20 protein-coding genes are annotated in these 21,995 nt (G+C 50.6%); 8 read left to right on the top strand and 12 right to left on the bottom strand.

Annotated elements, in window-relative coordinates:
- Positions 1-330: 330 nt before the first annotated feature.
- On the top strand, positions 331-462 hold the full coding sequence (locus ACZ47H_RS03550) for a hypothetical protein (protein WP_464933816.1): 132 nt from the start codon (positions 331-333) through the stop codon (positions 460-462).
- A gap of 177 nt (positions 463-639) precedes the next feature.
- Positions 640-1,230 carry a YiiX/YebB-like N1pC/P60 family cysteine hydrolase gene (locus tag ACZ47H_RS03555; RefSeq protein WP_464933817.1) on the top strand — a complete coding sequence of 197 codons (591 nt, stop codon included), beginning with the start codon at positions 640-642 and terminating at the stop codon, positions 1,228-1,230.
- Here the strand turns inward: ACZ47H_RS03555 and ACZ47H_RS03560 are convergent.
- Complete coding sequence (locus ACZ47H_RS03560; RefSeq protein WP_464933818.1) at positions 1,208-2,011, bottom strand: hypothetical protein; 804 nt, start codon at positions 2,009-2,011, stop codon at positions 1,208-1,210. The two genes, ACZ47H_RS03555 and ACZ47H_RS03560, sit on opposite strands and share 23 nt — an antisense overlap.
- 125 nt (positions 2,012-2,136) lie before the next feature.
- Here ACZ47H_RS03560 and ACZ47H_RS03565 point away from each other — a divergent pair, with 125 nt between their 5' ends.
- The gene (locus tag ACZ47H_RS03565; RefSeq protein WP_464933819.1) at positions 2,137-2,430 is read left to right on the top strand and encodes a DUF211 domain-containing protein; all 294 of its coding nucleotides are present in this window, start codon (positions 2,137-2,139) and stop codon (positions 2,428-2,430) included.
- Between the two features lie 12 nt (positions 2,431-2,442).
- Here the strand turns inward: ACZ47H_RS03565 and ACZ47H_RS03570 are convergent, their stop codons facing one another.
- The gene (locus ACZ47H_RS03570) at positions 2,443-3,348 is read right to left on the bottom strand and encodes a hypothetical protein (protein ID WP_464933820.1); all 906 of its coding nucleotides are present in this window, start codon (positions 3,346-3,348) and stop codon (positions 2,443-2,445) included.
- 60 nt (positions 3,349-3,408) lie between these two features.
- On the bottom strand, positions 3,409-4,386 hold the full coding sequence (locus tag ACZ47H_RS03575) for an MBL fold metallo-hydrolase (RefSeq protein WP_464933821.1): 978 nt from the start codon (positions 4,384-4,386) through the stop codon (positions 3,409-3,411).
- 430 nt (positions 4,387-4,816) lie between these two features.
- On the opposite strand from ACZ47H_RS03575, the gene ACZ47H_RS03580 reads away from it, so the two are divergent.
- Positions 4,817-6,163: an alkaline phosphatase family protein gene (locus ACZ47H_RS03580; protein ID WP_464933822.1), complete on the top strand. Its 1,347-nt coding sequence runs from the start codon at positions 4,817-4,819 to the stop codon at positions 6,161-6,163.
- A 4-nt stretch (positions 6,164-6,167) separates the two neighbouring features.
- On the opposite strand, the gene ACZ47H_RS03585 is transcribed toward ACZ47H_RS03580, so the two are convergent.
- The 4 genes from ACZ47H_RS03585 to ACZ47H_RS03600 all read right to left on the bottom strand — a co-directional run bounded on the left by ACZ47H_RS03585 (position 6,168) and on the right by ACZ47H_RS03600 (position 12,421).
- Positions 6,168-8,966 (bottom strand): AAA family ATPase, encoded by a 2,799-nt coding sequence (locus ACZ47H_RS03585; protein ID WP_464933823.1) that lies wholly within the window; start codon positions 8,964-8,966, stop codon positions 6,168-6,170.
- A 5-nt stretch (positions 8,967-8,971) separates the two neighbouring features.
- A complete protein-coding gene (locus ACZ47H_RS03590) occupies positions 8,972-10,210 on the bottom strand; it encodes a metallophosphoesterase family protein (protein WP_464933824.1) in 1,239 nt (412 codons plus the stop codon).
- A gap of 68 nt (positions 10,211-10,278) precedes the next feature.
- Positions 10,279-10,707 carry a cobalamin B12-binding domain-containing protein gene (locus tag ACZ47H_RS03595; RefSeq protein ID WP_464933943.1) on the bottom strand — a complete coding sequence of 143 codons (429 nt, stop codon included), beginning with the start codon at positions 10,705-10,707 and terminating at the stop codon, positions 10,279-10,281.
- 13 nt (positions 10,708-10,720) lie between these two features.
- A complete protein-coding gene (locus tag ACZ47H_RS03600; protein WP_464933825.1) occupies positions 10,721-12,421 on the bottom strand; it encodes a methylmalonyl-CoA mutase family protein in 1,701 nt (566 codons plus the stop codon).
- 113 nt (positions 12,422-12,534) lie between these two features.
- Here ACZ47H_RS03600 and ACZ47H_RS03605 point away from each other — a divergent pair, with 113 nt between their 5' ends.
- Positions 12,535-13,368: an ABC transporter substrate-binding protein gene (locus ACZ47H_RS03605; protein ID WP_464933826.1), complete on the top strand. Its 834-nt coding sequence runs from the start codon at positions 12,535-12,537 to the stop codon at positions 13,366-13,368.
- On the opposite strand, the gene ACZ47H_RS03610 is transcribed toward ACZ47H_RS03605, so the two are convergent.
- The 3 genes from ACZ47H_RS03610 to ACZ47H_RS03620 form a co-directional block, all read right to left on the bottom strand.
- A complete protein-coding gene (locus ACZ47H_RS03610; protein WP_464933827.1) occupies positions 13,349-14,611 on the bottom strand; it encodes a hypothetical protein in 1,263 nt (420 codons plus the stop codon). The two genes, ACZ47H_RS03605 and ACZ47H_RS03610, sit on opposite strands and share 20 nt — an antisense overlap.
- Before the next feature lie 936 nt (positions 14,612-15,547).
- Positions 15,548-15,826 carry a hypothetical protein gene (locus ACZ47H_RS03615; RefSeq protein WP_464933828.1) on the bottom strand — a complete coding sequence of 93 codons (279 nt, stop codon included), beginning with the start codon at positions 15,824-15,826 and terminating at the stop codon, positions 15,548-15,550.
- A gap of 141 nt (positions 15,827-15,967) precedes the next feature.
- Complete coding sequence (locus ACZ47H_RS03620; RefSeq protein ID WP_464933829.1) at positions 15,968-18,349, bottom strand: hypothetical protein; 2,382 nt, start codon at positions 18,347-18,349, stop codon at positions 15,968-15,970.
- 152 nt (positions 18,350-18,501) lie between these two features.
- On the opposite strand from ACZ47H_RS03620, the gene ACZ47H_RS03625 reads away from it, so the two are divergent.
- The gene (locus tag ACZ47H_RS03625; RefSeq protein ID WP_464933830.1) at positions 18,502-19,314 is read left to right on the top strand and encodes a hypothetical protein; all 813 of its coding nucleotides are present in this window, start codon (positions 18,502-18,504) and stop codon (positions 19,312-19,314) included.
- 17 nt (positions 19,315-19,331) lie between these two features.
- Here the strand turns inward: ACZ47H_RS03625 and speD are convergent, their stop codons facing one another.
- Together speD and ACZ47H_RS03635 are read right to left on the bottom strand one after the other, a co-directional pair.
- A complete protein-coding gene (gene speD / locus ACZ47H_RS03630; protein WP_464933831.1) occupies positions 19,332-19,748 on the bottom strand; it encodes an adenosylmethionine decarboxylase in 417 nt (138 codons plus the stop codon).
- Between the two features lie 41 nt (positions 19,749-19,789).
- Complete coding sequence (locus ACZ47H_RS03635; protein ID WP_464933832.1) at positions 19,790-20,293, bottom strand: MogA/MoaB family molybdenum cofactor biosynthesis protein; 504 nt, start codon at positions 20,291-20,293, stop codon at positions 19,790-19,792.
- A gap of 80 nt (positions 20,294-20,373) precedes the next feature.
- On the opposite strand from ACZ47H_RS03635, the gene pth2 reads away from it, so the two are divergent.
- Both pth2 and truD read left to right on the top strand, forming a co-directional pair.
- The gene (gene pth2 / locus ACZ47H_RS03640; protein WP_464933833.1) at positions 20,374-20,733 is read left to right on the top strand and encodes a peptidyl-tRNA hydrolase Pth2; all 360 of its coding nucleotides are present in this window, start codon (positions 20,374-20,376) and stop codon (positions 20,731-20,733) included.
- Between the two features lie 167 nt (positions 20,734-20,900).
- Entirely contained in the window at positions 20,901-21,980 is a 1,080-nt protein-coding gene (truD, locus tag ACZ47H_RS03645; RefSeq protein WP_464933834.1) for a tRNA pseudouridine(13) synthase TruD, read from the top strand.
- Positions 21,981-21,995: the final 15 nt, after the last annotated feature.

The following is a 21,995-nucleotide window of genomic DNA, read 5'->3' on the forward strand; positions in this document are numbered from 1 at the left end:
TACAAATAAAACAATAATAAATATGATTTCATATTACATCGTACAAATACTAGGCTACATTACAAGGATAGCCCTAATCCGCGAGAGGGGTCCGAGAGGCTTCGAAAGAATAAAGCCAACGCCCCCATCAATATCGATACCTAGTATTCCTCGAGAAAGCTAAGCTTGCAGCCAGCAAGCCAGGCATAGCAGGCCTGACTCTTATTACGCTAGCATTATACTACACGAACACTCTATGCCGCTCCCTACATGGATAAGAAGATAGGTCTTAGTTACAAAGAGCACATGGCTATAGTCTTTACGTCCGTTGGCAAAAATGAGGGGACAGCAATGGCGATCGACGTATCAGCAGGAACTGGTCTTATGGCTATACCACCAGCTATAACGCCCATACTCCAGATACCATTCCTGGTGGAGTATCTGAAGATGACCGGGAAGGTAAGAGAGTGGTGGCGTAAATAGGTGCTCAAACCTTAAGATTAATTATAGTTTTCATAGTAAGCTTCTTAATTTCTCTCCTGGCATCTATCCCTTATAAGCCTCTTTCAAACCCGCTCATAGATTACAAAGTGTTGGACTCCGGTCTCCATTAATGTTTATATAGATAAAATGGGAATAGGGTGGGAGTAGGTGGGCTAATTGAGGTCCAAGTCCCTCCTTCTAGCATCTATGGTCGTAGCGTCCCTTCTCCTCGCCTCCCCAATAGCCCTTGTAGGGAATGCATTCGGCTCGGGCGGGAGCTACTGGCACCCGGAGCCCACGTGGGTTAAGCCTGGAGACATCGTTATCGGCCACGGTAAGCTAGACTGGCTCATACCAGGGTATTGGACTCACACAGGCATGATAGTAGGCTACTCGTCGAGTATTGGGGACTGGCTCGTTATAGAGTCCGACGAGTCGGGCGTCCACCTAACTACGCTGAAAGAATTCCTCTCCCGCTACGACACGGTAGCGGTTCTAAGAGTAGCGACCAGCGATGCAGTCCGGGCGGCAGCTGTAAGCTTCGCCCTAAACCAGCTGGGCAAGCCCTACGACTACTACTGGCTTAGCAAACAAGTCTACGGCAGCAGCTATTATTGCAGCGAACTGGTCTGGGCATCCTACAAGGCTGTCGGTGGACCGGATATAGATGAGAACCCAGGGTGGAGCTGGAAGTACGCTTACGGTGTAGCCCCCCAGGAAGTATACGATGACGGGGACACCTATGTTATCTACTATGATTCCTCATAAGATACGGGTAGAACCAGCCGGTCTCGGTCTCAACTAGCTCCATGTATTCTTTATCACTCATTATTTTTTGGATTTTAGAGTATACGGAGTCTAATAGCTGGTAGCTCCTCGTAGCGATATAGTCGCTGACGTTGTCGATAATCTTCTTAGCAAGCTTGGTTAAGGGGGCTCCCACCCATCCAATCGAGGCCTTCGATAAAAGCCATAGGGCTATAATTTTATAGCTCATCTTCTCGAGTTCGTCGGGTGAAACATTGAAGCCGGAGGCAGTAAGGTAGTCGAAAGTTAGGCTCGATGCTAGGTTAATTATCATACCCCTCCAGGCGCTATTATAGAGCTCATCCGCATACGCCTCAAGCTCTCTACTCACCCGCTCGCATGCTAGATTCCTGAGAGGTAGTCTTAGAGCAGGTTTTAGGAAGCCACAGTTTCTTATGAGTGGTAGCAACGACTCCCATACCAGTGCTATTGCCGAGGCGTATGGACTCTTTACTACACTTGAAATTAGGAGATCGTCGTCCCTCATGTCTCCTGGAGCCCATCTACCCTCCATTATATTTATGGCCTCTTCGGCTGAGAGGGGGCTGATGGCTATCGGGTCGCCGTCTAGAGTGTAGAGAGCAGGGGTGCTCCATGGTATGCCTCTTATATTTGGTGGCACCATGTAGGCGGGAAGGAGGTCAACTTTTCTGGTATAGCCTCTTGCTATAAGCTCTTTTACTAGTATATAGCTTTCCTCCTGCAGTGGATGGAATAGTATTATTAGCCTCCCCGCATGCAATACAATCCGCCCATAAGCTGTTATGGAGGGTTTGAGATAATACATTTTACTATATTACGTTATGTTGAAGGCAATGTTCAAAAACTTCCAGCATTCGCATAGTCTACTGGAGGGTAGAGAGAAGGTTGGGTGCACCCATCAGGCGTCTCGTCCTCGACATCCTCAAGCCTCTGAGGGGTCCCTCGATTATCGACGTGGCTCGAGAGATAGCAGGAATAAAGGGGATTGAGGGAGTAAACCTAACTGTTAAGGAAATCGATGTCGAAACGATAACGCTCAGCATGACTATAGAGGGAGAAAACATAGACTTCAATGCAGTAAAGGATAAACTAGACCTGCTCGGATGCGTCATCCATAGTATCGACCAGGTTGTAGCAGGGTCGAGGATCGTGGAGGAGCCGGACTACGTTGAAGAGTAGAGTATAGAAGTTTCATAGCAGGCCGAGCCTATTCAATAACTCTCCCATCAGCGTCTTCACACCCCTATATACGACGTCATAGAGGAGGCCGCTGGGGGCGGGGAAGCTTCCTGTATATTTTTCCAGCAGCCTGGCGAGTCGGGCGAAATCTTGGTGAGGAACCCTATAGCCGTAAACGTAGTGTTTCACGTTCTCTCTGCGCATGTATTCTCGAATACCCGGTATCCTGAGGCACCTAGACATGGCAACTATGTAGCTTGAAAGCTTGTTGACAGGGACCCTTTCATAGATTCCCTCAGCCCCTAGACCCGTCACGTACTCGAATATCTTCTTGTTATCGGGGAGGTATACTGTTCTCCTAACGTATAAGCCCTGCTCCTCTGCCTTCTTCTCTAGCCACATGACTCTTTCATAGCTGGCTTCACTATTCTCTTTAGCAACTATTTCGATCCCCCTACGCTTTCCTTCTGGCAGGTAGAGAATGTTATCGTAGGTCACGGTTATTGTTAGGCCTAGACTCTCGGACACCGCATCCTGGACCTCGTAGGGGAGGCTTGTAGCAAGGCTAACAGGCATGAGGCTGGGCATCACCAGGATGAAGCTCCTACCCTCCTCCACTCCTCTTTCAACTAGCCTGGAGGCTAATCTAGCTCTGTCATCCCTCTTCTTGATATTCTCATACTCGTATATTACGAGCCTTCTGCCCTTGAAGGCCTCCAGGAGTGCCACAACTATTGGTATCTCGTCTATACTAACTTCTCTAACGCTCTTCAAGTAGATTTCTATCTCGTTGGGAGAAGGACCGGGAGGTACATCGTGGAGGTGTACGCTTACATTGTGTATCCTCGTGCGGGCATAAAGCCTCATATACTCGTCTGCACACTCTTCTATTAGCTCTAGCTCATCTTCAACTACCATAGAATCCCCCACGACACCATTTTATAGATTTAAAATGATGACAGAGTCTATTTATACCTATTACTCTGCGCTCGTCCAATAAACGACGCCTCCATCCCCTACGGGCTCAGCTCGCCCCTCAACCTCCAGCCTGCGAAGGTGGGCGAGCGTCTCACCCAAGGCGAAGAACTTCTCAGGCGGGGGATACTCGCTCCAACTATTATACCTGGTCCTCCATCGAACCCTCTTAGCAATGTCATATGCTGTAGCCCTTCCAAGCTGCCTGATTATCGCCTCGATCTCATCGAGCCTCTCCCGGTGGTGCTCGAGGATCTCCATAGCCCGCTGTGCAGGCGCCTTTATAGGCTCCCGGTGGCCGGGATAGGCTATCGTAGGAGATAGAGCCGCGAGCCTCCTCAAGCTGTTCATATAGTCTCCGAGGGGATCAGTTGATGGATCGTGGAGAGTTATGTGCGGTGTTATTCCAGGGAGGAGAGTGTCTCCAGAGTAAATCGAGTTCTCCTCCATGTCTAATAGGACTATGCTTCCCGGGGTGTGGCCAGGAGTCGAGATGACTTTGAGTTGTACATCTCCAGCCTGAACATAATCTCCATCATCTACAATTTTTATATCGGACTCTTTTAGCTTGGAGAAAGCGTATTCTAGTCTCAGGGCCGGGTGATGCTCTATCATAGCATTGACTTCTTCCACGGGAGCCCCGTGTAGACGGAAGAGATTGGCGGCGGCCTCAATGAATCCCCTAACATCCCCCTTCACTACTCTAGCATCATTCCCACTCATAACTATCTCCGCTCCACATGGTGTGAGTATTGCGGCGATGCTAGAGTGGTCTACGTGGAAGTGGGTTAATATCACCCTCTCCACATCGCAGAGGGTGTAGCCCAGCTCCTTCAACCCCCATACTAGGTCGAGGATCGTTCTTCCAGACAGCATTCCAGCGTCTATGAGGGTAACCCTCCCACCGCTCGTGAAAGCATAGACGTTTACATAGCCTAGGCTGCGGATGGGGAGCCACAGTTTAAGCCTCTCAGCGTGCAACTTATCGTCAGCCTCGATCTAGGAAATTAGGATAACTTCTGTTAAACTGTTACTGTGTATGTGTGTATATGTAAAGCTTCAGCCACCGGGATGGAGCCTGTTCTCCGTCTCACTTGTCTCGGCTCCTGTTTGAGGAGAGAGGCGGAGGGAATCTTTACCGTATCTGAGCCCGTATTCACGGAGTGCTCTAGTCTGGTGCTATAGGGCTATGAACGTTTCACCTAGCAGTTTTTCCTCTATGAAATCTAGCCGTGGCAATGACGCCCTCAAGCCCGCAACATAACAGGTTCACACAATGTATACATGAATCTCGTAATTCTCTCCTGAAGAGGAGATGTAGTTCTGAGACACGTAGCATTTGTTCCTGTGCTAGTAACGAGTGAAACCTGTTATATCCCTGGTATTGGGGTGGTTATGAGGGTGGCTTAAGTTGTCATTGGCGGAAAGGTTGCCGGAAGAAAAGGTCCTGGTCATAGGCCTGGATAGTGCTCCGCCGAGGCTCATGTATGATGAGTTGAAAGATGAGATTCCAAACCTCTCCTCTCTAATGGAGGAGACCCACAATCTGAGGAGTTCTCACCCTCCGATAACTATACCCGCCTGGACTGTTATGTTGACTGGCAAGACTCCTGGCGAGCTGGGGATGTATGGGTTCCGGCATAGGAAGCCGGGAGACTATGAGAGCATGTATATAGTGAACTCTAGGAATGTACGCTATCCAAGAGTATGGGATCTCTACACGAGGGCTGGGAGATCGAGTATTGTGGTGGGGGTCCCTCCAACCTATCCGCCTAGGCCCATAAAGGGGTATCTAGTTACAGACTTCATTACTCCGGGCCCGGATAAGGCGTATACTTGGCCGCCGAGCCTCAAAAGGGAGATCGAGACACTTATAGGGGGACCCTACCAGTTCGATGTGCCCTTCAGGGTAGAGGATAAGGATTCTATAGTTAAGGGCCTCTGGGAGATGACGGAGAATCAGTTCAAGGTCTTCAAGCACCTGTTAGCGGGCAAGAAGTGGGATTTTGCAATGATCGTTCAGATAGGTGTGGATAGGGTGCAGCATGCATTCTGGAAGTACTATGATCCCAATCATCCGCGCTATCCAGGGCATGGAAACAAGTATGAGAACGTCATACCCGAGTACTACAAGCTCGTCGATAAGTACGTGGGAGAGATCCTCGAGGTCGTGCCGAAAGATACAAGGGTGATAGTCGTCTCCGACCATGGAGCAAAGGCTATGAAGGGCGCATTCGCCATAAACCAGTGGCTGATAGAAGAGGGGTACCTAGCCCTCAAAAAGAAGCCCGAAAAGCCCGGGGTAGACCTGCGGCCAGACATGGTTGACTGGGAGAAGACGAAGGCCTGGGGCTGGGGAGGCTACTATGCCAGAATATTCCTGAACATCAAGGGGAGAGAGCCAAAGGGCACCATAGACCCAGAGGAGGTTCCCGGCTTCATAGAGGAGTTCAAGCAGAAGCTCGAGTCAGTTAGGGGGCCGGATGGAGAGAGGTGGGAGACGAAAGTCTACACGCCCTCAGAACTATACCCTGAAGTAAATGGGGACCCTCCAGACCTCATAGTATACCTTGACGACCTCAACTGGAGGAGTGCCGGCACACTAGGATGGCCTTCAATGTACCTCGAGGAAAATGATAGAGGACCAGATGATGCAGTGCACGACTGGATAGGCATCGCATACTATAACTGGAGAACTGGTGTGAGGAAGGACACTGTGGATATAACAGAAGCGATTCTCAAAACCCTAATAGATTAGGGGATTATAATTTTATGGCTGGGCTCCCAGGCCCTAGCAATCTACCTTCGAGAACGCCTCCCCCCAATCTTTCGATCCTGCAAGTCTTGTCAACACTGTCTATGACTTCCTCGTGATGGGTTACAATAATCAGTTGCCCAGCGAGGTCATAGTTCGCGAGGTTGCTTATCAAGTCTATCAATGTGCTCCTCCTCTCGCTATCAAGGTTGCTGGTAGGTTCATCAAGTATTAGGAATCCCAGTTTTATCGCTAGCACTCTCTGGAGCGCGAGGACGTAGGAGAGGGCTAGAGCAGTCTGCTCTCCACCGCTTAGATTCGATACCTGGGCCTTCCTTATCCTTCCTTTATCGTCTATCGTCTTCACATAGACCTCGAAGCCCTCTTGCGTGTTATCTATCTCTACCTCTCTGTAAGCCAGGCCGAACTTCTCCAGGATCTCGCTCATTGCACTCTCGAGCTCCTGCCTAGTGGTCTCCAGCAGCTTTTCCTGGGTATCTTTAATAATAACTCCAGCCATTATCGCGGTTATCATCTTGGATTTGGCTTTTGAAAGAACTTCAAGCTCCTTTTTCAGTTCGCCCTCCTTCTCTTCAAGGTGCTCAATCGTAGCTTCTATCTTAGCTAATTCCCTGGCAGTGTTCTCCTTCTCCTCACGAACTCTCTCCAGCTCCTCGCTTCTCTCGCTTAGAAGTCTCTCTATCTCCATGTACTCCTCTTCTAGATTGGAGAGGAGACTCTCAGCCTCCTCGAGCTCAACTAGCTCGCTCTCCAGCTCCCTTATTTTTTCTTCGAGCTCTCCAGCTCTCCTAGCTTTCACTTTTAGCTCGACCAGCAGCTTCCTCGCCCTCTCGACCTCTACCAGCGCATCCTCTAACCTCTTCTTCCCAGTAATCTCGAGGATCCTCCGTATCCTGGAATCGTGCTCCGCGCGGAGCTCTTCCAGCTCTCCAGTCAACTGCCTGTAGCGGGCTTCTATCTCCACTTTTTGGGACGGGTCTAAGCCAAGTTTCTCTAGATTATCTAAGGCCGAATGATAAGCTCTCACGGCTTCTTCGAGTTCTAGAAGACGCGCTCCTACCTCCTTTATCCTCTTCTCTACCTCATTGTATCTCCTTTCTATATCAGCTAGTTTTCTCTTCTTCTCTTCTAGGTCCCGAGTATTTAGACTCTCCTTTAGGAGAGAGAGCTTGTTTAGGAGTGCTTTTGCCCTATCCAGCTGGTCTTCAATAATGCTCAGGGTTTGCTCTATCCTTAGCCTCTCGTTTTTCAAATTCTTCAGTTTGTTACTGTAGTTGACTATACTCTCCTCTAGACGGTTTATTATTTCTCTTTTTGAATTCTCGTCGAGGTGTCTGCCACAGACGGGGCACTTAGGCTGTGTCGCGGATATTATTGCATCCAGTGCTTTTTTCGCCTCCTCGATCTTACTCGCAATACTCGACTCTTCTCTATTCAATTCTTCTAGTTTCCTGCGGGCTTCGTCTCTGTCCCTCTCCAGTTCCTTCAGCTTTGCATTTATCCACTCATAGTCTTCTTCGATACTGCCTGTTCTCTTCAGGTTTAGAAGGAGTGAGAGCTGATCCATGATGGAGTTGATTGCTTCTCTTTGCTTGTTAAGGTTTTCTACCTCTTTCTCTAAGCTTGATTTTTCACTTGCTAGTTGCAGGCGCTGATTCTCAAGCTTATCATACTCTTCTGCTAGCCCCTCATACTCCTCGTAATAGCTCTTGTTTTCCTCAATTGTTTTGAGGTTTTCTAGTATTGATTCCAGTTCTTTCTTATTATATTCTAATTTCATTATCGTGTTCCTCAATTCATGGATCCTCGTGAACTCATCGTGGAGCCCGGCGACCTCCTCAACTCTAGGGAGAAGCTGGAGAGCCTTCCTAGCTTCCTCCAGTTCTCTCTTAGCATTCTCATATTCGTCCTTCTTCCTTCCTAGTAGCTTGATTTTCTGCTTTACCGACTCAAGCCTCGAGGCTATCGTTTGCTGCTTCTTTGATAGTTCTTCAACCTCATTCTTTAGCCTATCAGCTAAGGCTTGCAGCCTCTTGGTCTCATCCTCTAGCTTCTCCTTAAGGTTAATGCTGTTCTTGATCTCCTTCCTTATTTTTTCAAGGTTTTCTCTTGTATCAGCTATCTTCTCGACTAGTCTCTTGTAGTTCTTGGACCTAGAGGCGATCATGGCCGGGTGTACGGAGGAGATCCTTGGTATGTTGAAAGTGTAGCCGTCAACTTCTAGTGTAGCCTGTTCAAGCTTTTCTACGGCTCTCTTATAATCCGGCAACCCTATAGACTTCTCTACAAGCTCCCTGAACTTGGAGGGTTTGCTCATTTCACGTGCTATCTCCTGCAGTCCCCCCTGTGGGATTATTGCGCTGAGCCTCAAGAGGTCATCATAATCCCGGACACTACGGATCCCCAGGAGTTTTGCCATTTCCCTCTTGTAGCTGTCTACTCCAGTAGCTATTGTCTTACCTTGCCTGAATAGGTAGGCTTCCTTCGCCCTCCTATCTCTGGCCTTAATGTATACGATGGATTTAATCTCGTCTCCATCATCAGATTCTAGTACGAGGGTAATCTTCCCCTGCTCTCGCCCCCATGAGACTAGGTCTCTGGTATTTCTTGTTCCTAGAGGTGAAAGGGTTAGTGCGAAGTATATTGACTCTATAATGCTCGACTTCCCCGCTCCATTAGGCCCTATAATGGCTAGGCTTCCACGCCTTGGTATTTCTGTGAGCCTCGTGTTAGAGTGGGTCGTAATGTTTGTGAGGGCGAGTTCCTTGATCGTATACCTACCCATATTTTTCACCTCAACCCCATTCTAGCAGCAATTTTCAAAAGCTCGCCCTTAGTGGTTAGCTCGTCAATTATCTTCTCAGCAGTTTCGAGATCGCCGGATGAGAGGGCGTCCTTAAGCGCTAGTATGAGCTCCGCCGTCTCCTGGGAGACGCCGTAGGAGGCCTTTATGATCTCGACTGGATTTATGCCTGCTATGGATACCTCCCTTCCAGCTACCCCCCTGATGCTGTGGGTGGTTTCTATCTTGGGAACTATGAGTACACCAAGGTTCTTGGCCGCCTCGGCTACTATCGAGTCAACTCGGCTCCTCGATACCCCGGGGCCGATCTTTACCTCTGCGTGAACGATCACCTCTCCACTCAAGCCACGTATCTGCCTCTCAACCAGCTCTACGAGTCTCCTCTTCGCTTCAAGGTACTTGTTTGCCTCTATCCTGACGGGTCCCACTACAACGTGTTTCGCCACCTCAATCTCATACTCCTCCTGGATCACGGGCTCATCACTTGAGAGATCCACTAGGAGGGGTCCCCTCTTAGTATCGCTCCTAACCTCCCTGATGTTTAAAGGGTAGAGGCTGCCCGGGTATACCGCTAGCTTGGGGCCTGCATCTCCCTCTCTCCTCCAATACCATCTCCCATGATGATGTCCTAGTGCAGCATAGTCGGCTTTTGGAAGGTCTCTTATGTTGGCGTGCGTCGCGTTATCGAATAGCACTCCCTCTATCCCGATGTGTGCTACGAATAATTTCACCCCGTTTATCTTATCGAGAGCCCTACTGTATAATGGAAGAATTAGGCTTGCATACTCCCTCTGCCTATCTGGATGAGCTTTAATGAACTGGTATACTGCAATAGTGCCTTCATCGAACCTTAGTATAGAGCGGGAAACCCTCTCCTCTAGGGACTCCCCGCTCACCCTGGGCGCGTATACTCCATCCAAGGCTTCAGCTATCACTTCCAGATTAGTCTTATCCCGTCGGGATGGAGTATCGTGTTCTCCATGAGCCAGCACAACCTTTACGCCGTGTCTAGTCACTTCTTTGAGCTTCCTTACAAGATAGTGTATTATCTCGGTCTCCGGCTTAGGCCTGTCTAGGACGTCTCCGGATATTACTAGGAAGTCGGGCTTCGCTTCGACCACGTACTCGATCAGTTTATTGAATGCTTCGAGGACGTGGTCGCGAAGCTGTGGTATCCCGTAGGGTCTCGCTCCTAGATGGGTGTCCGAGGCGTGTATGATCTGCAAGCGAGGATGCACCCTTGTAGGTGGTTCCCGCGTGTTACTCTATAAAATGTTGGGTTGGGGAGTGATGGTTAGGACTCCTCTCTTCTCCTCTTCTCCTCGGCTAGGGTCCTCACGACTCTCACTATATCCCTAAGGCTTGTACCCGGCAGGAAAACCTCCTTTACCCCGAGCTTCTTCAACGGCTCTATGTCCGGTATAGGTATAGTGCCCCCCACCACCACTGGTATGTCGTCGGCGTTGAGCTTCTTCAGCTCCTCCATGAGCTTCTTGACGTGGTGCATGTGGGCGCCGCTCAGTATGCTTACGCCGATAACGTCTACATCCTCCTGCACAGCCGCTACTGCCACCTGCCTCGGCGTCTGCCTTATACCTGTGTAGACTACCTCGAAGCCCGCGTCCTTCAAGGCTCTAGCGATAACCTTCGCCCCCCTATCGTGGCCGTCTATACCTATCTTCGCCACGAGCACCTTGATGGGCCTCTTCGTGGGGGCTAGCAGAGCGTCTACCGCTCTAGTAGATTGGGGGCTCGACATATACTCCATACACCTCCTTGAGGGTCCCCATTATCTCTCCCAGGGTCGCGTAGGCCTTAGCCGCCTCTAGTACATATGGCATTATGTTTTCACCCCTCTCCGCCGCCCGGCGGAGGTTGTTTAGAGCCCTCTCCCACCTCTCCTTGTTCCTCATACTCCTAACCATCTTCACCCTCCTCTTCTGCCTCTCCTCTATCTCCTCCTGGTCGAACTCTAGGAGGGGAACGTTTCTAACCTCATCCTCCTCTTCCTCTACGAAAATATTGACTCCAACAATGAACTTCCTACCCTCCTCAACGTCCTTCTGGAACTGGTAGCTCGCCTCGGTTATCTCTCTCTGGGGGAAGCCCTTCTTCACAGCCTCCAGCATCCCACCCATCCTCTCGATCCTCTCAATATACCTCCACGCCCTCTCCTCCATTTCATCAGTTAGCCACTCTACAAAGTAGGAGCCAGCCAGCGGGTCTATGGTATCAGCCACCCCCGTCTCATAGGCTATGATCTGCTGGGTTCTCAAAGCGATCTTGGCGGCGAACTCGCTGGGCACCCTGAAAGGCTCGTCGAAGCTGTTGGTGTGGAGGCTCTGGGTTCCACCGAGCACTGCGGCTAGAGCCTCTATAGCGGTCCTCACTATATTGTTGTAGGGTTGCTGGGCGGTTAGGCTAACGCCGGCGGTTTGTGTGTGGAACCTGAGCCACATGCTCCTCCTCTTCTTGGCCCCGAACCACTCTTTCATTATCTTGGCCCACATCCTCCTCGCAGCCCTGAACTTAGCGATCTCCTCGAAGAAGTTGATGTGAGAGTCGAAGAAGAATGACAGCCTAGGCGCGAACTCGTCGACGTTGAGTCCCCTGTTTATCAGCTGCCTTACATACTCTATCCCGTCGGCAAGGGTGAAGGCTAGCTCTTGGACCGCGGTGGCTCCAGCCTCCCTTATATGGTAGCCGGATATGCTTATCGGGTTCCACTTGGGGAGGTTCTTCACGCTCCACTCTATAAGGTCCATTGCAACCTTCACTGCAGGCTCGGGCGGGAAGACATAGCTCTTCTGCGCGATGAACTCTTTGAGGGGATCATTCTGGGTTGTTCCACCAATCCTCTCGTAGGGTACCCCCTGCTTCTCGGCTGTGGCGACGTAGAAGCTTAAGAGCACCGGGGCTGGCGGGTTTATCGTCATATTCGTGGTCACAGCACCCATGTCTATGCCGTCGAATATGATCTCCATGTCCTTAAGTGTTGGCACGCTCACGCCGACGATGCCTACTTCCCCCTCAGCCAGGGGGTCGTCGGGGTCTATCCCTATGAGAGTGGGGTAGTCGAATGCCAGGCTCAATCCTGTCTCTCCATGCCTTATAAGGAACTTGAGCCTCTCATTCGTCTCCTCTGGGCCTCCGAACCCGGAGAACATCCTCATAGTCCAGAGTCTCGCCCTGTACATGGTGGCGTGTATGCCTCTCGTGAAGGGGTATGTGCCCGGGAGGCCTAGCTTCTCCATGTAGTCGAAGTCCTCTATGTCGGCTGGAGTGTAGACCCTCTTGACAGGTATACCGGATAGGGTTGTGAATTCATCCATCCTCTCAGGAAGCCGTTTAAGCCACTGGGGGACGACTTCCCTCTCCCAACGTTCAACTTCCTTCTTCAATCGCTCTACTTCATCCTTGTTAAAGAGGTGGGGCATGACCCTTCACTTCCGAGCGATATATATCCTATTAATCCTATATGGTTATGTAGTGGGCTAATTAGTCTATCACTTGAAACCTACTGTACAGGATTGGTTAGGGTGTCCAGTAGATGGGAGAGGTGAAGGTATTCTCCGAGGTCCTAGGAAGAGAGGTGAGCGTGCCAGAGAGGCCGGAGAGAATAGTCAGCCTTGCCCCCGCGATAACAGAGATCCTCTTCCTGCTGGGACTAGAGGATAGGATAGCTGGTGTCAGCTTCTTCTGCAACAAGCCGGAGGAGGCGAAGAAGAAGCCTAGGCTCGGCAGCTACTTCCAGGTAAACTACAGGAAGCTCGAAGAACTCGACCCGGACCTAATACTGGTGACGACCGGAGCCCAGAGGAGGCTCGCACTAGAACTAGACAGTAAAGGCTACACAGTCTACCCCATCCCCCTACCTGTCTCCCTGCCGGGAATCATAGACATGGTCGTCCAGACAGGGATCGTTACAGGGGAGATCCAAGCTGCGAGAAGACTATCACAGGATCTTGCAGGGAAGCTTGAGGGGCTTGGAAGAATAGAAGGGGATGTGAGAGTATACTACGAGATAGATCTTGGAGGCCCAGTCTCTATAGGAGCCCACAGCTACATAGACGATGCTCTCTACAGGGTAGGGCTAGCTAACATATTCAGCGACATCCGGCAGCCATGGATAATAAACCCCGATACTAAAGCTATCATAGAGAGGGACCCTCACGTCCTCCTATATGAGAAGGCCCCCTACAAGAAGTACAGTGAGGAGAAGATCCTCGAATCATTCCGGGAGAGAGGCCTAGATAAGCTGAAGGCGCTAGAAGAGAATAGAATCATAATACTGGAGCCAGACAGCCTCGCCCACTACGGTCCAAGCATACTAGATGTACTGGGGTGGCTAGTAGAGAAGGTATCTAGCCTGTTATCCGGGTGAGGTCTACGACGTTGAGCCCCAATAGCCTCGCCGCAACACTAACCTTCCACACATGGTCTCCCAGTACTAGAGTGTAATGGTTCCCCCGGGACTCTTCTAGTAGGATCTCGGGGTCGAAGGGGACCCTTACAACCACCTGCGTCCTACACAGGTTTGGACGTGGGCTCGAAGACACAATGGTGCCTCTACCCACCAAGACCTGCTTCCTCCTATGATTGAGCTTCAGTATGGTTACAACCCTCCCTGCTGGAGGAGTCACGCTCACCCCGAGCGGCCTCCCCGTCTCGAAGTGGGTTGTAAAGTAGTATAAGCCTAGATTTAACGGGGCCGTGCAGTGTGAGACTACTATTGTGTCCTGAGTGGCATCTCCCAGGTTGCCCATGAAGGGCGGGCCGCCTGAGATGTAGGAAGCTATCATCATGGCTAGCAGGGATGAGAGGTCTCCCTCGCAGCCGGCGATTACCCCTATCGAGTTATGATAGGCTAGAGTAAAACAGGGTGTTACGCCGAGGACCCTGGTTACCTCGAAGCAGTCTATTGTGAAGGCATCCAGCTCCTCTTCCTCCACTATCCTTTTCACTGCAAGGTGTAATTTCATAACGTTTAATAGGCCCTTATCGCTTATCAGGGAAGAAGTCCTCCCCCTATACATCTCTGCGAGTTCATGGGCTTCCTCGTCTCCAACTTCCATGTAATATTCATATAGCCTCTTCAATGGTATCTCCGCTATCCTAGGCCCGAATCTGGCAGCCTCTTCAGCTGTCATGCCAGAGTACACGAGCCAAGGAGCAGGTCCACCGAGCAATCCTATCTTTGAGGAGTAGAACCTTGCCAGGGCGCTAGCGACCCTCAAATAGTCCTTGAGCCCTTTACGCTCATAGCCCAACCTGTGATTATACAGGGTAACCCTTACACCCGCGTCGCGCAGTGCCGGCAAGACTTCGACGGCGGCAGCTAAGCTATTATGGGCATTATAACTGAGTAGCAGTAGGCTCCCCCTATAATGTCGGAGTCCCTTGTAAATTATTCCCTCAGTACCACCGCTCCCGACGATAAGAAGAACAACATTGCAGGCAGCAACAGCCTCCCGTAAAAGCTCGGGGTCACGGTACACGCCCAGAAACTCATTAGGGAACTTCCGCGCTGAAGCCTTAACCTCGCTTACTATATCATCTATTAAGTTTCTACTGTATAGCTCCGAGACTACTCCAGCAATGCAGAATTTACTGTTTCGGGCGAGCACTTTGAACGCCCATTACTTGTATTATTAGCTTTCAATCAAGATAAATAATCATGAAGTCCTCGTCATGACGGGTCAGCCCATTGACCCTCGGCCATCAAGTAGCCACTATGTCGGCTACATCATCCCCACAATTACTGAAGGTATTGGGGGGCATTAAACACGGTACCTATTACCATCCAATAGTCGAACAAGCCTTTCCCCAACGGGGGGTAGAGTGCTTCCTGCAGTGTGTGGATGCATCCACTCTCCTGTCAACTGGTAAGTGTACTGGTGGATGTCTAACGGTACATGATACCGGTATTACACTGGGCATTGTACTCCTAGGATCCGCGGGCTATCAGCTATATCATGGCATGTATTGTTGGCTCTGGATCCAGCCTAATAATACTCGATATAAACATAAGAATAAATATTAATGGTTATATTTGGTATTAAAGGTCACTGAGAAGCCCAAGCAAGCCGCCCCATAATATAGACCATAAACCCCCTCTCTCCAGCCAAAAACCGTGTGATTAATACCAGGAATTAGTAATAAAAATGTGTTAAAATATAGTATTAGGTGTTACACGCACTTAGCCTCACACAACATATAACGCTCTAGATATAGCATAAGGGTTTGAGCTTGCAGGGTACTCTGATGAAGAGTATTACAGCCATAATCTGTGTTAAACTAGTATAAATATTTAATCGAATGGTATGGTTTTTGGCTGTGATTGGAGGGGTAGAGTTAACCGGGGCTTAACTCAACCAGCCAGGCGAGCAGGGGTAGAGTTAACCGGAAACTAACTCCCCCACAGGTTGAATTCCAGTTAAACACCCCAGGGACCATACCAGGAACATAGCTAGAGCCCGTAATCCCCTTAGACCCCGATTCAACACGCTCGCCCAAGCGGTGAACACTTGTTTAGGGAGAGCGGGTTTCCCCTAGGATCCTTCCTACTCGGAGGGTGGAAGCAGCAGGCTCCTGCAATTCCGCTTCTCTAGATTCTCCAAGTGGATTATGCAGCTCGCATAACCCTCCCCGCCAGGACCTATGAGGTCGATCGTGAGAACCCCCTCCTCTAATCGGGCCCAAGCCTCATATGGACGGTGAGCAAGCTTCTCCAGCCTAATCAGCCTATCCTCTCCACTAACCTTCAAACGAATAGTAGCAGTATATCTACCATCCTCCTCTCGGACATCTTCTAGTGCTAACTTAAACTTAACAGACCTCATAGCTCCCACTGCCACTCTATATTATTGTCAAAGACAAGTAATCAATATACACCTTTATAGGTGACGAGAGCTCCATATCCTAGTAAAGAGACTAGCCGGTCCACTAGTGTATTAGTTGGAAAATGGAAGGATTTACCGGTCTCAAGTGTTCTGGTATGTCTCGACCCACGCTATGAGGGCCGAGTAAACTACCTGCTGCGCGATAGTCTCTGGAAGGGCTCCGTCTCCAGAGGCATCCCAGTCTACGTGGACAGGGTTGAGTACTACCGCTCCCTTTACTATCGTATAGGTGGAATCGTATACCCAGAAACCAACAGTACCATAGGTATCCTCATCTATCTTGTAGAAGGATGTATTCTTTACTAAATCGTCACCTCCAACTACGACCTCGTATTCGAACGGGACACTGTTTAGGAGGTAGAAGGCGTATGCCTTCTTCCTAACACTTATGCCCTCCTCAGTAATGTTCCCAGTGTAGTTGCCGGGCCCATTAATAGTGACCCTGTGGTTAAAGGTGTATGTAGCCGTGATGTCACCGAATGGCTTGCCAAAGGGCCATACTAGTACCCAGTGATTCTCCCTGATCTTATCTCGGAGTGTAGAATAATCAACGCTACAGACTCCCTCAGTGACTTCGGAGAGTGTCTTATTGCCCTGCAGCCAGATTATTACAGCGTATTTCGGAGGGTCGCTAGAGAAGAGTAGTTTACAGAGTGTAGTGGGGTCCCTTACTACCGTATAGCCAGCCACCCCCGCGTAGCCCAGCTCGCTTTCGAGCTTATTGAGTAGAGACTGTTGGGCTAGGACTTTGGCCGTTGATAGGTCCGAGATGTTATATGCTTTGGCATAGTCCTTCTCTCCTATGTCTCCGATGAGATCGGCTTGCGGAATAGCTACAATGTATAGTGGTGGGCTCTCCTGGAATAGCGGGTTGTAGACTCCATACTCGACTATCATGTGCTCCAGGCTCATGGTGAAGTCCTTATAGCAATGGTAGCCATAACCATCCCAGTCCCTATAATTGTCATACATCATTACTCCTACACGGTAGGTACTGTCATGATCTAGAGGGAATGTTGCTGTCTTCTGGAACTGGACAGGCTTCTCACTCGTATACCCGAAGTCCTGATACTGCGCAATTCTCCACGTTCCAGAATCCCTGTCATACTTCCACACGACTATAGAGAATACCTTAAGGTGCCTGTAACTCCAATTAGGGCATTCGCCACGCATTAAGTCTGTCCAGTAATAGTTGAGCTTCACGGTAACCTTCACATAGTCAACACCGCTTATATCCCTGGCAGCCATGTAAGTCCAGACTAAAGCGTCCTTACTCCTACTTCCATCGCCATCAGCGTCTATATTAATTCTCTCACTGCTCGAGTACGTAGGTCCATTAAGGTAGGAGAAGAAGGTCAGCTCATTTATCCCGTTCCCATCGAAGTCGGACTCAATTATCCCGTAATCCTGGCTAGATCCCAAGATGATGGGTTGATAGGGGCCGAACTGGTATTTTACACTGCCATGAGAGTTGACGATAATGACCTCGAAAGCGTAGCCGCTAATATATGTGGCCTTATTATTCCCCGGTCCTGTATCATACGTTCCTACATATCCTCTCACATATATTGTATATCCATCTTTCAGATTCACAGACTTCATTTTATAGGGGGTTACGACTAATAGGTAGTAATCGGGCCCCCGCTTGCTCTCATAAACCTGCACGTCAAGCATATACATCCCGGGATAGTCTGGGTCTTCATATATGAAGCTGTGGTAGAACTCCAAAGCTTCTGGCTCCACTTTCACAAATATTGGTGGCTTCCACGCATAGTATGTACCGTATTTTGCGAGTTGATCATAGCCTATTAGGCTGAAGCCGCTCTGGGGTGTAAATATCCCCCTCCAAGCTCCAGCCCCTCCCCCTGCGCCTCCTGGCCGTCCGGGGTAGAGGGTTTGTGTGCCCGTGGCGCCGGCTATGGGATGGAGTATTCCCCTTGAGGATTCTACTAAGACTACGAGGTGTGGTGCCACGTTGATGAGGGATGTGTTGAATACTATTAGTAGGGTTTCGCCTGGCTGAAGTGTTATGGGTTGTCCAGAGGGCGGTGTTCCTTTTGAGGTGCCCTCCGAGGTTACATCTATTAGCATCTTAGTTATATCAATAGGCGTTCCCGGCCTCGCATTCTTTAAATCGTATACTTTGTAGATCGTGTTATTGTAGGTGTCTACTAGGTAGAGCTTGTCCAGCGTGACGGCAACCGTTCCCGTGTTATTTATCCATACTCCCGGCACCCATCCAGCTCGCCGAGCAAGTTCACTGTTCGGGTCTACGGGGCCAACGCTGAGCTTCTCGTTGAAGCTGCCCTTCTCCTGTGTTAGAGAGGCTTTGACTTGTTGCCCTGTCTTTACCATTGAGTAGTAGGTGTTCATAATTATTGGTATCGCGAACATGAATAGCAGTGTTAGCACTATTAGGCCTCCGATAACTTCTGACTGGCCTCTTCTACTCCTCTTAGACAATAAATGCCCCCTCACTCTCCTTTAAATGACGTATGTACAGCAATATGTCTTACTTCGCATCTTCACGGCTGGCAGTGGCGGGTGGATTACGGTAAAAAGATAATATGTGAGTGAGGTTATATTGTAGTGTAGCGGGAGACTGGTGGGTTTAGATGGATTCGAACACTAGGAGGAGGGGCCAGGCTAACGCCATATCACTAATGATACTTGTAGCAGCTACACTAGCCGTTGCAATAGCCCTATACGGTTATTTTACAGGTATATACGCGAGGCAGGGGGTCGAACAGTCCCTCTACAACACATACTCTACGTACTCTAACTATATCAGTGTTCACGTTGAAATCTACACGTCATCAAACGTTAACGGCGAGTACCAGTATTGTACCATGGTTAGTGTAGCGAATAGGGCTGGGGACCCGTTAAGGGTTTACTTATCGTTGCTCCCGGTTGCACAGGGTACAGGTGGATTATCCGTTGACAGTTCAATAATAGCGACGCCAGTAGACTATACCAATCCTGGGCAACCAGCTAGGCAGCTGTATGCTTGGATTGCCAATGACAGTGACGGTGATGGGGTTGTGGAGCTGCTCAACAATACTAATTCAGTCGAGTTCGAGAATATAATGCCATGCAAGGATCTATACAACCTCTACGAGTCTGGGGAGCTATGGGGACTCCCTCTCCCGCCCGACGCGGATGTAAGGGGTTTGGGATACTATGCTTCCGAGATTGATACCTCGATAAACGGCCCCTCTCTCTTGGATGCGGCTAGGAGCAGTGTTGTCGGTCTACCCGATGATATGGCGGTACCATTCTGGGGGATTACTATTCAACCGCTCCAGAAGGTTAACTTGTACTTCTTTATTAATAGCCCCCAGGATCCAGGAGTGCTCTCAATTGTAGTAGCATTTAAGAATCCAGTTAATGGGAACCTGCTTATCTTCGATGTTGAAACTATAAAGTGAGATAGCAGTCTTACACGTTAGGCTGGAGCCTCTTTGGCTGGAATGGCTTCCTCCTCGGGATGGTATGGTATCGGTTTCTGGCTCCGGTCCGTGTAGTGGACCGTGTAGTATTTGGGCTTGAGTTCGCGGAGGACGAGCTCCCAGGCCTTCCATGGGTCAGTGTTCTCGCCGCAGGTGTAGGCGTCGAAGGTGGCGTAGTCGTACTCGGGCCAGGTGTGGAGTGCTAGGTGGCTCTCGAGAACAAGGGCTATAACGCTCACTCCCCCCTTCTCCCCCTCTATCCTCCAGCTCTTCAGCTCCGCTAGAGTCGCTCCTGCAGCGTCTACTGCCCTCTTTATCAGGTCCCTGAGGTATTCCTCGTTGCTGGCGAGGTCTTTTGGTATACCGTATAGGCTTCCATAGACGTGCTTGCCTACTATGAAGTCGTTTGGCATCTCGTCCTTCCCTCAAACTCCCCTTTTTTAAGAGGTGGGGGTTAAGAGTCTTTCCCCGGGCATCCCTTATCCCATCTACTTGCCCCCTGAGCAATGGCCTTTACGTGCTCCGCTACATCCATCGCCATCTCTAGGGCTACCTCTACGGCGCCTGGTGCCCCCGGTGATACTATTATGAGGGAGTGCCCGATCTGGTAGGCGCTCGCCCTCGATAGGAGGGCTTTATAGCCCACCTTCTCCATGCTCTTCAGCCTATGGGCTTCGCCGAAGCCCTCCAGCCTCCTCTCAGCGATTCTTTCCAGGACGTCGACGGTTACATCACGCTTGGAGGGGCCCGTGCCTCCAGTGACGAGGACTATATCCCCCCTGCTGGCCGCGTCCAGTACGGCTCTCCTTATCATCCCTGGGTCGTTGGGGACTATGGTTGAGTGTATGAGGACGTGGCCTTTCCTTTCAAGGTATTCCCTCACCAGGGGTGTGAGCTTGTCCTCCCTCTCACCACGGTATACTCTATCACTAGTCACCACTAGGGAGAACCATACCAATGCATCCACCAGTACACTTGAGGGTCCCCATCCAATCTATTAATCCATCTCCAGACAAGCTCCCAACGGTGCCCTGTAGGATGAAGCAGTCGATAGTACTGCGTAGAGACCTTGAAATGGGAAGGGGGAAGGCGGCTGCTCAAGCGGCTCACGCGGCCTGCGAGGCTGTATTCCTCATACTATCCTCGAAGAAGAGGGAGTGGAGGGAGTGGCTCGAGAAGTGGAGGGTTGAGGGACAGAAGAAGGTGGTGCTGAGGGTTGATAGCTTAGAGGAGCTCCTAATGGTTTACGAGAAGGCGAAAGCCGAAGGCCTCCCTGCAAGCCTGGTTGCCGACGCCGGCCACACACAGCTGCCGCCGGGAACTAAGACCGCGGTCGCGGTAGGGCCGGCTCCAAACGCATTGGTGGATAGGGTGACGGGAAGCCTGAAACTATACTAGGCGGCCGCTCCTACACTATTGCAGAGGACCACCTCCTCAACAGCCAGTATACAGACCCGGCCTCGGCGAGTAGGGGCCCAGTCACCGCGGCCTCAAGTCAACTATGTTTTAGCCTCCGCGATAATACTTGTTACCCGCCCAGGTATACGGGTGAGGAATGATCTCGATTGACGATCCAGCCGGTACTCTCGAGAGCCCTAGAGGCGGCGTGGGGGATACGATATAAGCCCATCACAGGCTCCCTCGTCCGGCTCAACAGGCCAGACGGCTTCATAGTAGCTGAGCGGAGGCTCCGGGTGGAGAGGGAGGGTGAGTGGATACTCTACTGGGCAAGGAAGGAGGGGATATCATCTAAGAGGCTCGCATCCCTGATTAGTCGGGAGACGGGTGGGGAGGCCAGGATTCTTGGTCTCAAAGACACAGACTCAATCTCGTACCAGTACGTCTTTGTTAGAGGTGCTGCGAAGAGGCCGGAGAGGATAGAGGGAGAGGGTTTCAACGCATGGCTAATCGGGAGGAGGACTAGGGGGCCTAAGCTAGGCGTTCACGGCTGGAATAATTTCAGGGTTGAAGTCACCATAGTTGAAGGAGATCCTCGGAGCGTTTGCGGGGCGGCGGGTGGACTAGTGGTTCCTGGCTTCTATGGGCCCCAGCGGTTCGGTGTTGAGAGGCCCAACACTCACCTTTATGGGCTCCTAGCGGGTATTCCGGCTCCAGGCCTTCTAGTCCGAGAGTATAGGTACTGGTATCCCATGCAACCCCCTTATCATGGGGGTTATGAGGAGAGAGCCCTCGAGGAGATGAGGGAGGAGGGGGACCCTTACAGGGTACTCAACCATACTCCCCAATCTATTGCTAGGGACGCCCTCGAATCCTATATATGGAATAGGATGCTCAGCAGGGTACTAGAGGAGGGGGTTCCTCCAAGAGTTTATGAGAGGGAGTCTAGAGCCCTCTGCCCCGTGGAGAGGAAGGCGTGGCTCGCCCACCTACCCTCGAGGAGGCTCCTCTCCAAATCGGGGAGATGGTCGTCCCTACTATGGGAGGTGCTGGAGGAGGAGGCGATACCAGCGCGCCTGCTTCCGGCTAAGGCCCCTATGAGGCCTGTGGCTGTTGAGGCTTGTAGGTCCTCTTGCCGTGTGGAGGGTGGCAGGATAATACTATGGCTCACGCTACCCCGAGGGTTATATGCGACTATGGCTGTTAGAAGCCTCGCCTATGTAGACTGGGCGGTATCCAAGATTTAATGGATTCCAGGGATA

It is taken from the genome of Thermodiscus maritimus (genome assembly GCF_055382595.1).

What these genes read in the sequence shown, in the direction of transcription:
- ACZ47H_RS03550 (WP_464933816.1), top strand. Translation starts at nt 331, where the DNA reads ATGGCGATCGACGTATCAGCAGGAACTGGTCTTATGGCTATACCACCA.
- ACZ47H_RS03570 (WP_464933820.1), bottom strand. Translation starts at nt 3,348, where the DNA reads ATGGTAGTTGAAGATGAGCTAGAGCTAATAGAAGAGTGTGCAGACGAG.
- ACZ47H_RS03585 (WP_464933823.1), bottom strand. Translation starts at nt 8,966, where the DNA reads ATGGGTAGGTATACGATCAAGGAACTCGCCCTCACAAACATTACGACC.
- ACZ47H_RS03600 (WP_464933825.1), bottom strand. Translation starts at nt 12,421, where the DNA reads ATGCCCCACCTCTTTAACAAGGATGAAGTAGAGCGATTGAAGAAGGAA.
- ACZ47H_RS03605 (WP_464933826.1), top strand. Translation starts at nt 12,535, where the DNA reads ATGGGAGAGGTGAAGGTATTCTCCGAGGTCCTAGGAAGAGAGGTGAGC.
- ACZ47H_RS03615 (WP_464933828.1), bottom strand. Translation starts at nt 15,826, where the DNA reads ATGAGGTCTGTTAAGTTTAAGTTAGCACTAGAAGATGTCCGAGAGGAG.
- ACZ47H_RS03625 (WP_464933830.1), top strand. Translation starts at nt 18,502, where the DNA reads ATGGATTCGAACACTAGGAGGAGGGGCCAGGCTAACGCCATATCACTA.
- speD (WP_464933831.1), bottom strand. Translation starts at nt 19,748, where the DNA reads ATGCCAAACGACTTCATAGTAGGCAAGCACGTCTATGGAAGCCTATAC.
- pth2 (WP_464933833.1), top strand. Translation starts at nt 20,374, where the DNA reads ATGAAGCAGTCGATAGTACTGCGTAGAGACCTTGAAATGGGAAGGGGG.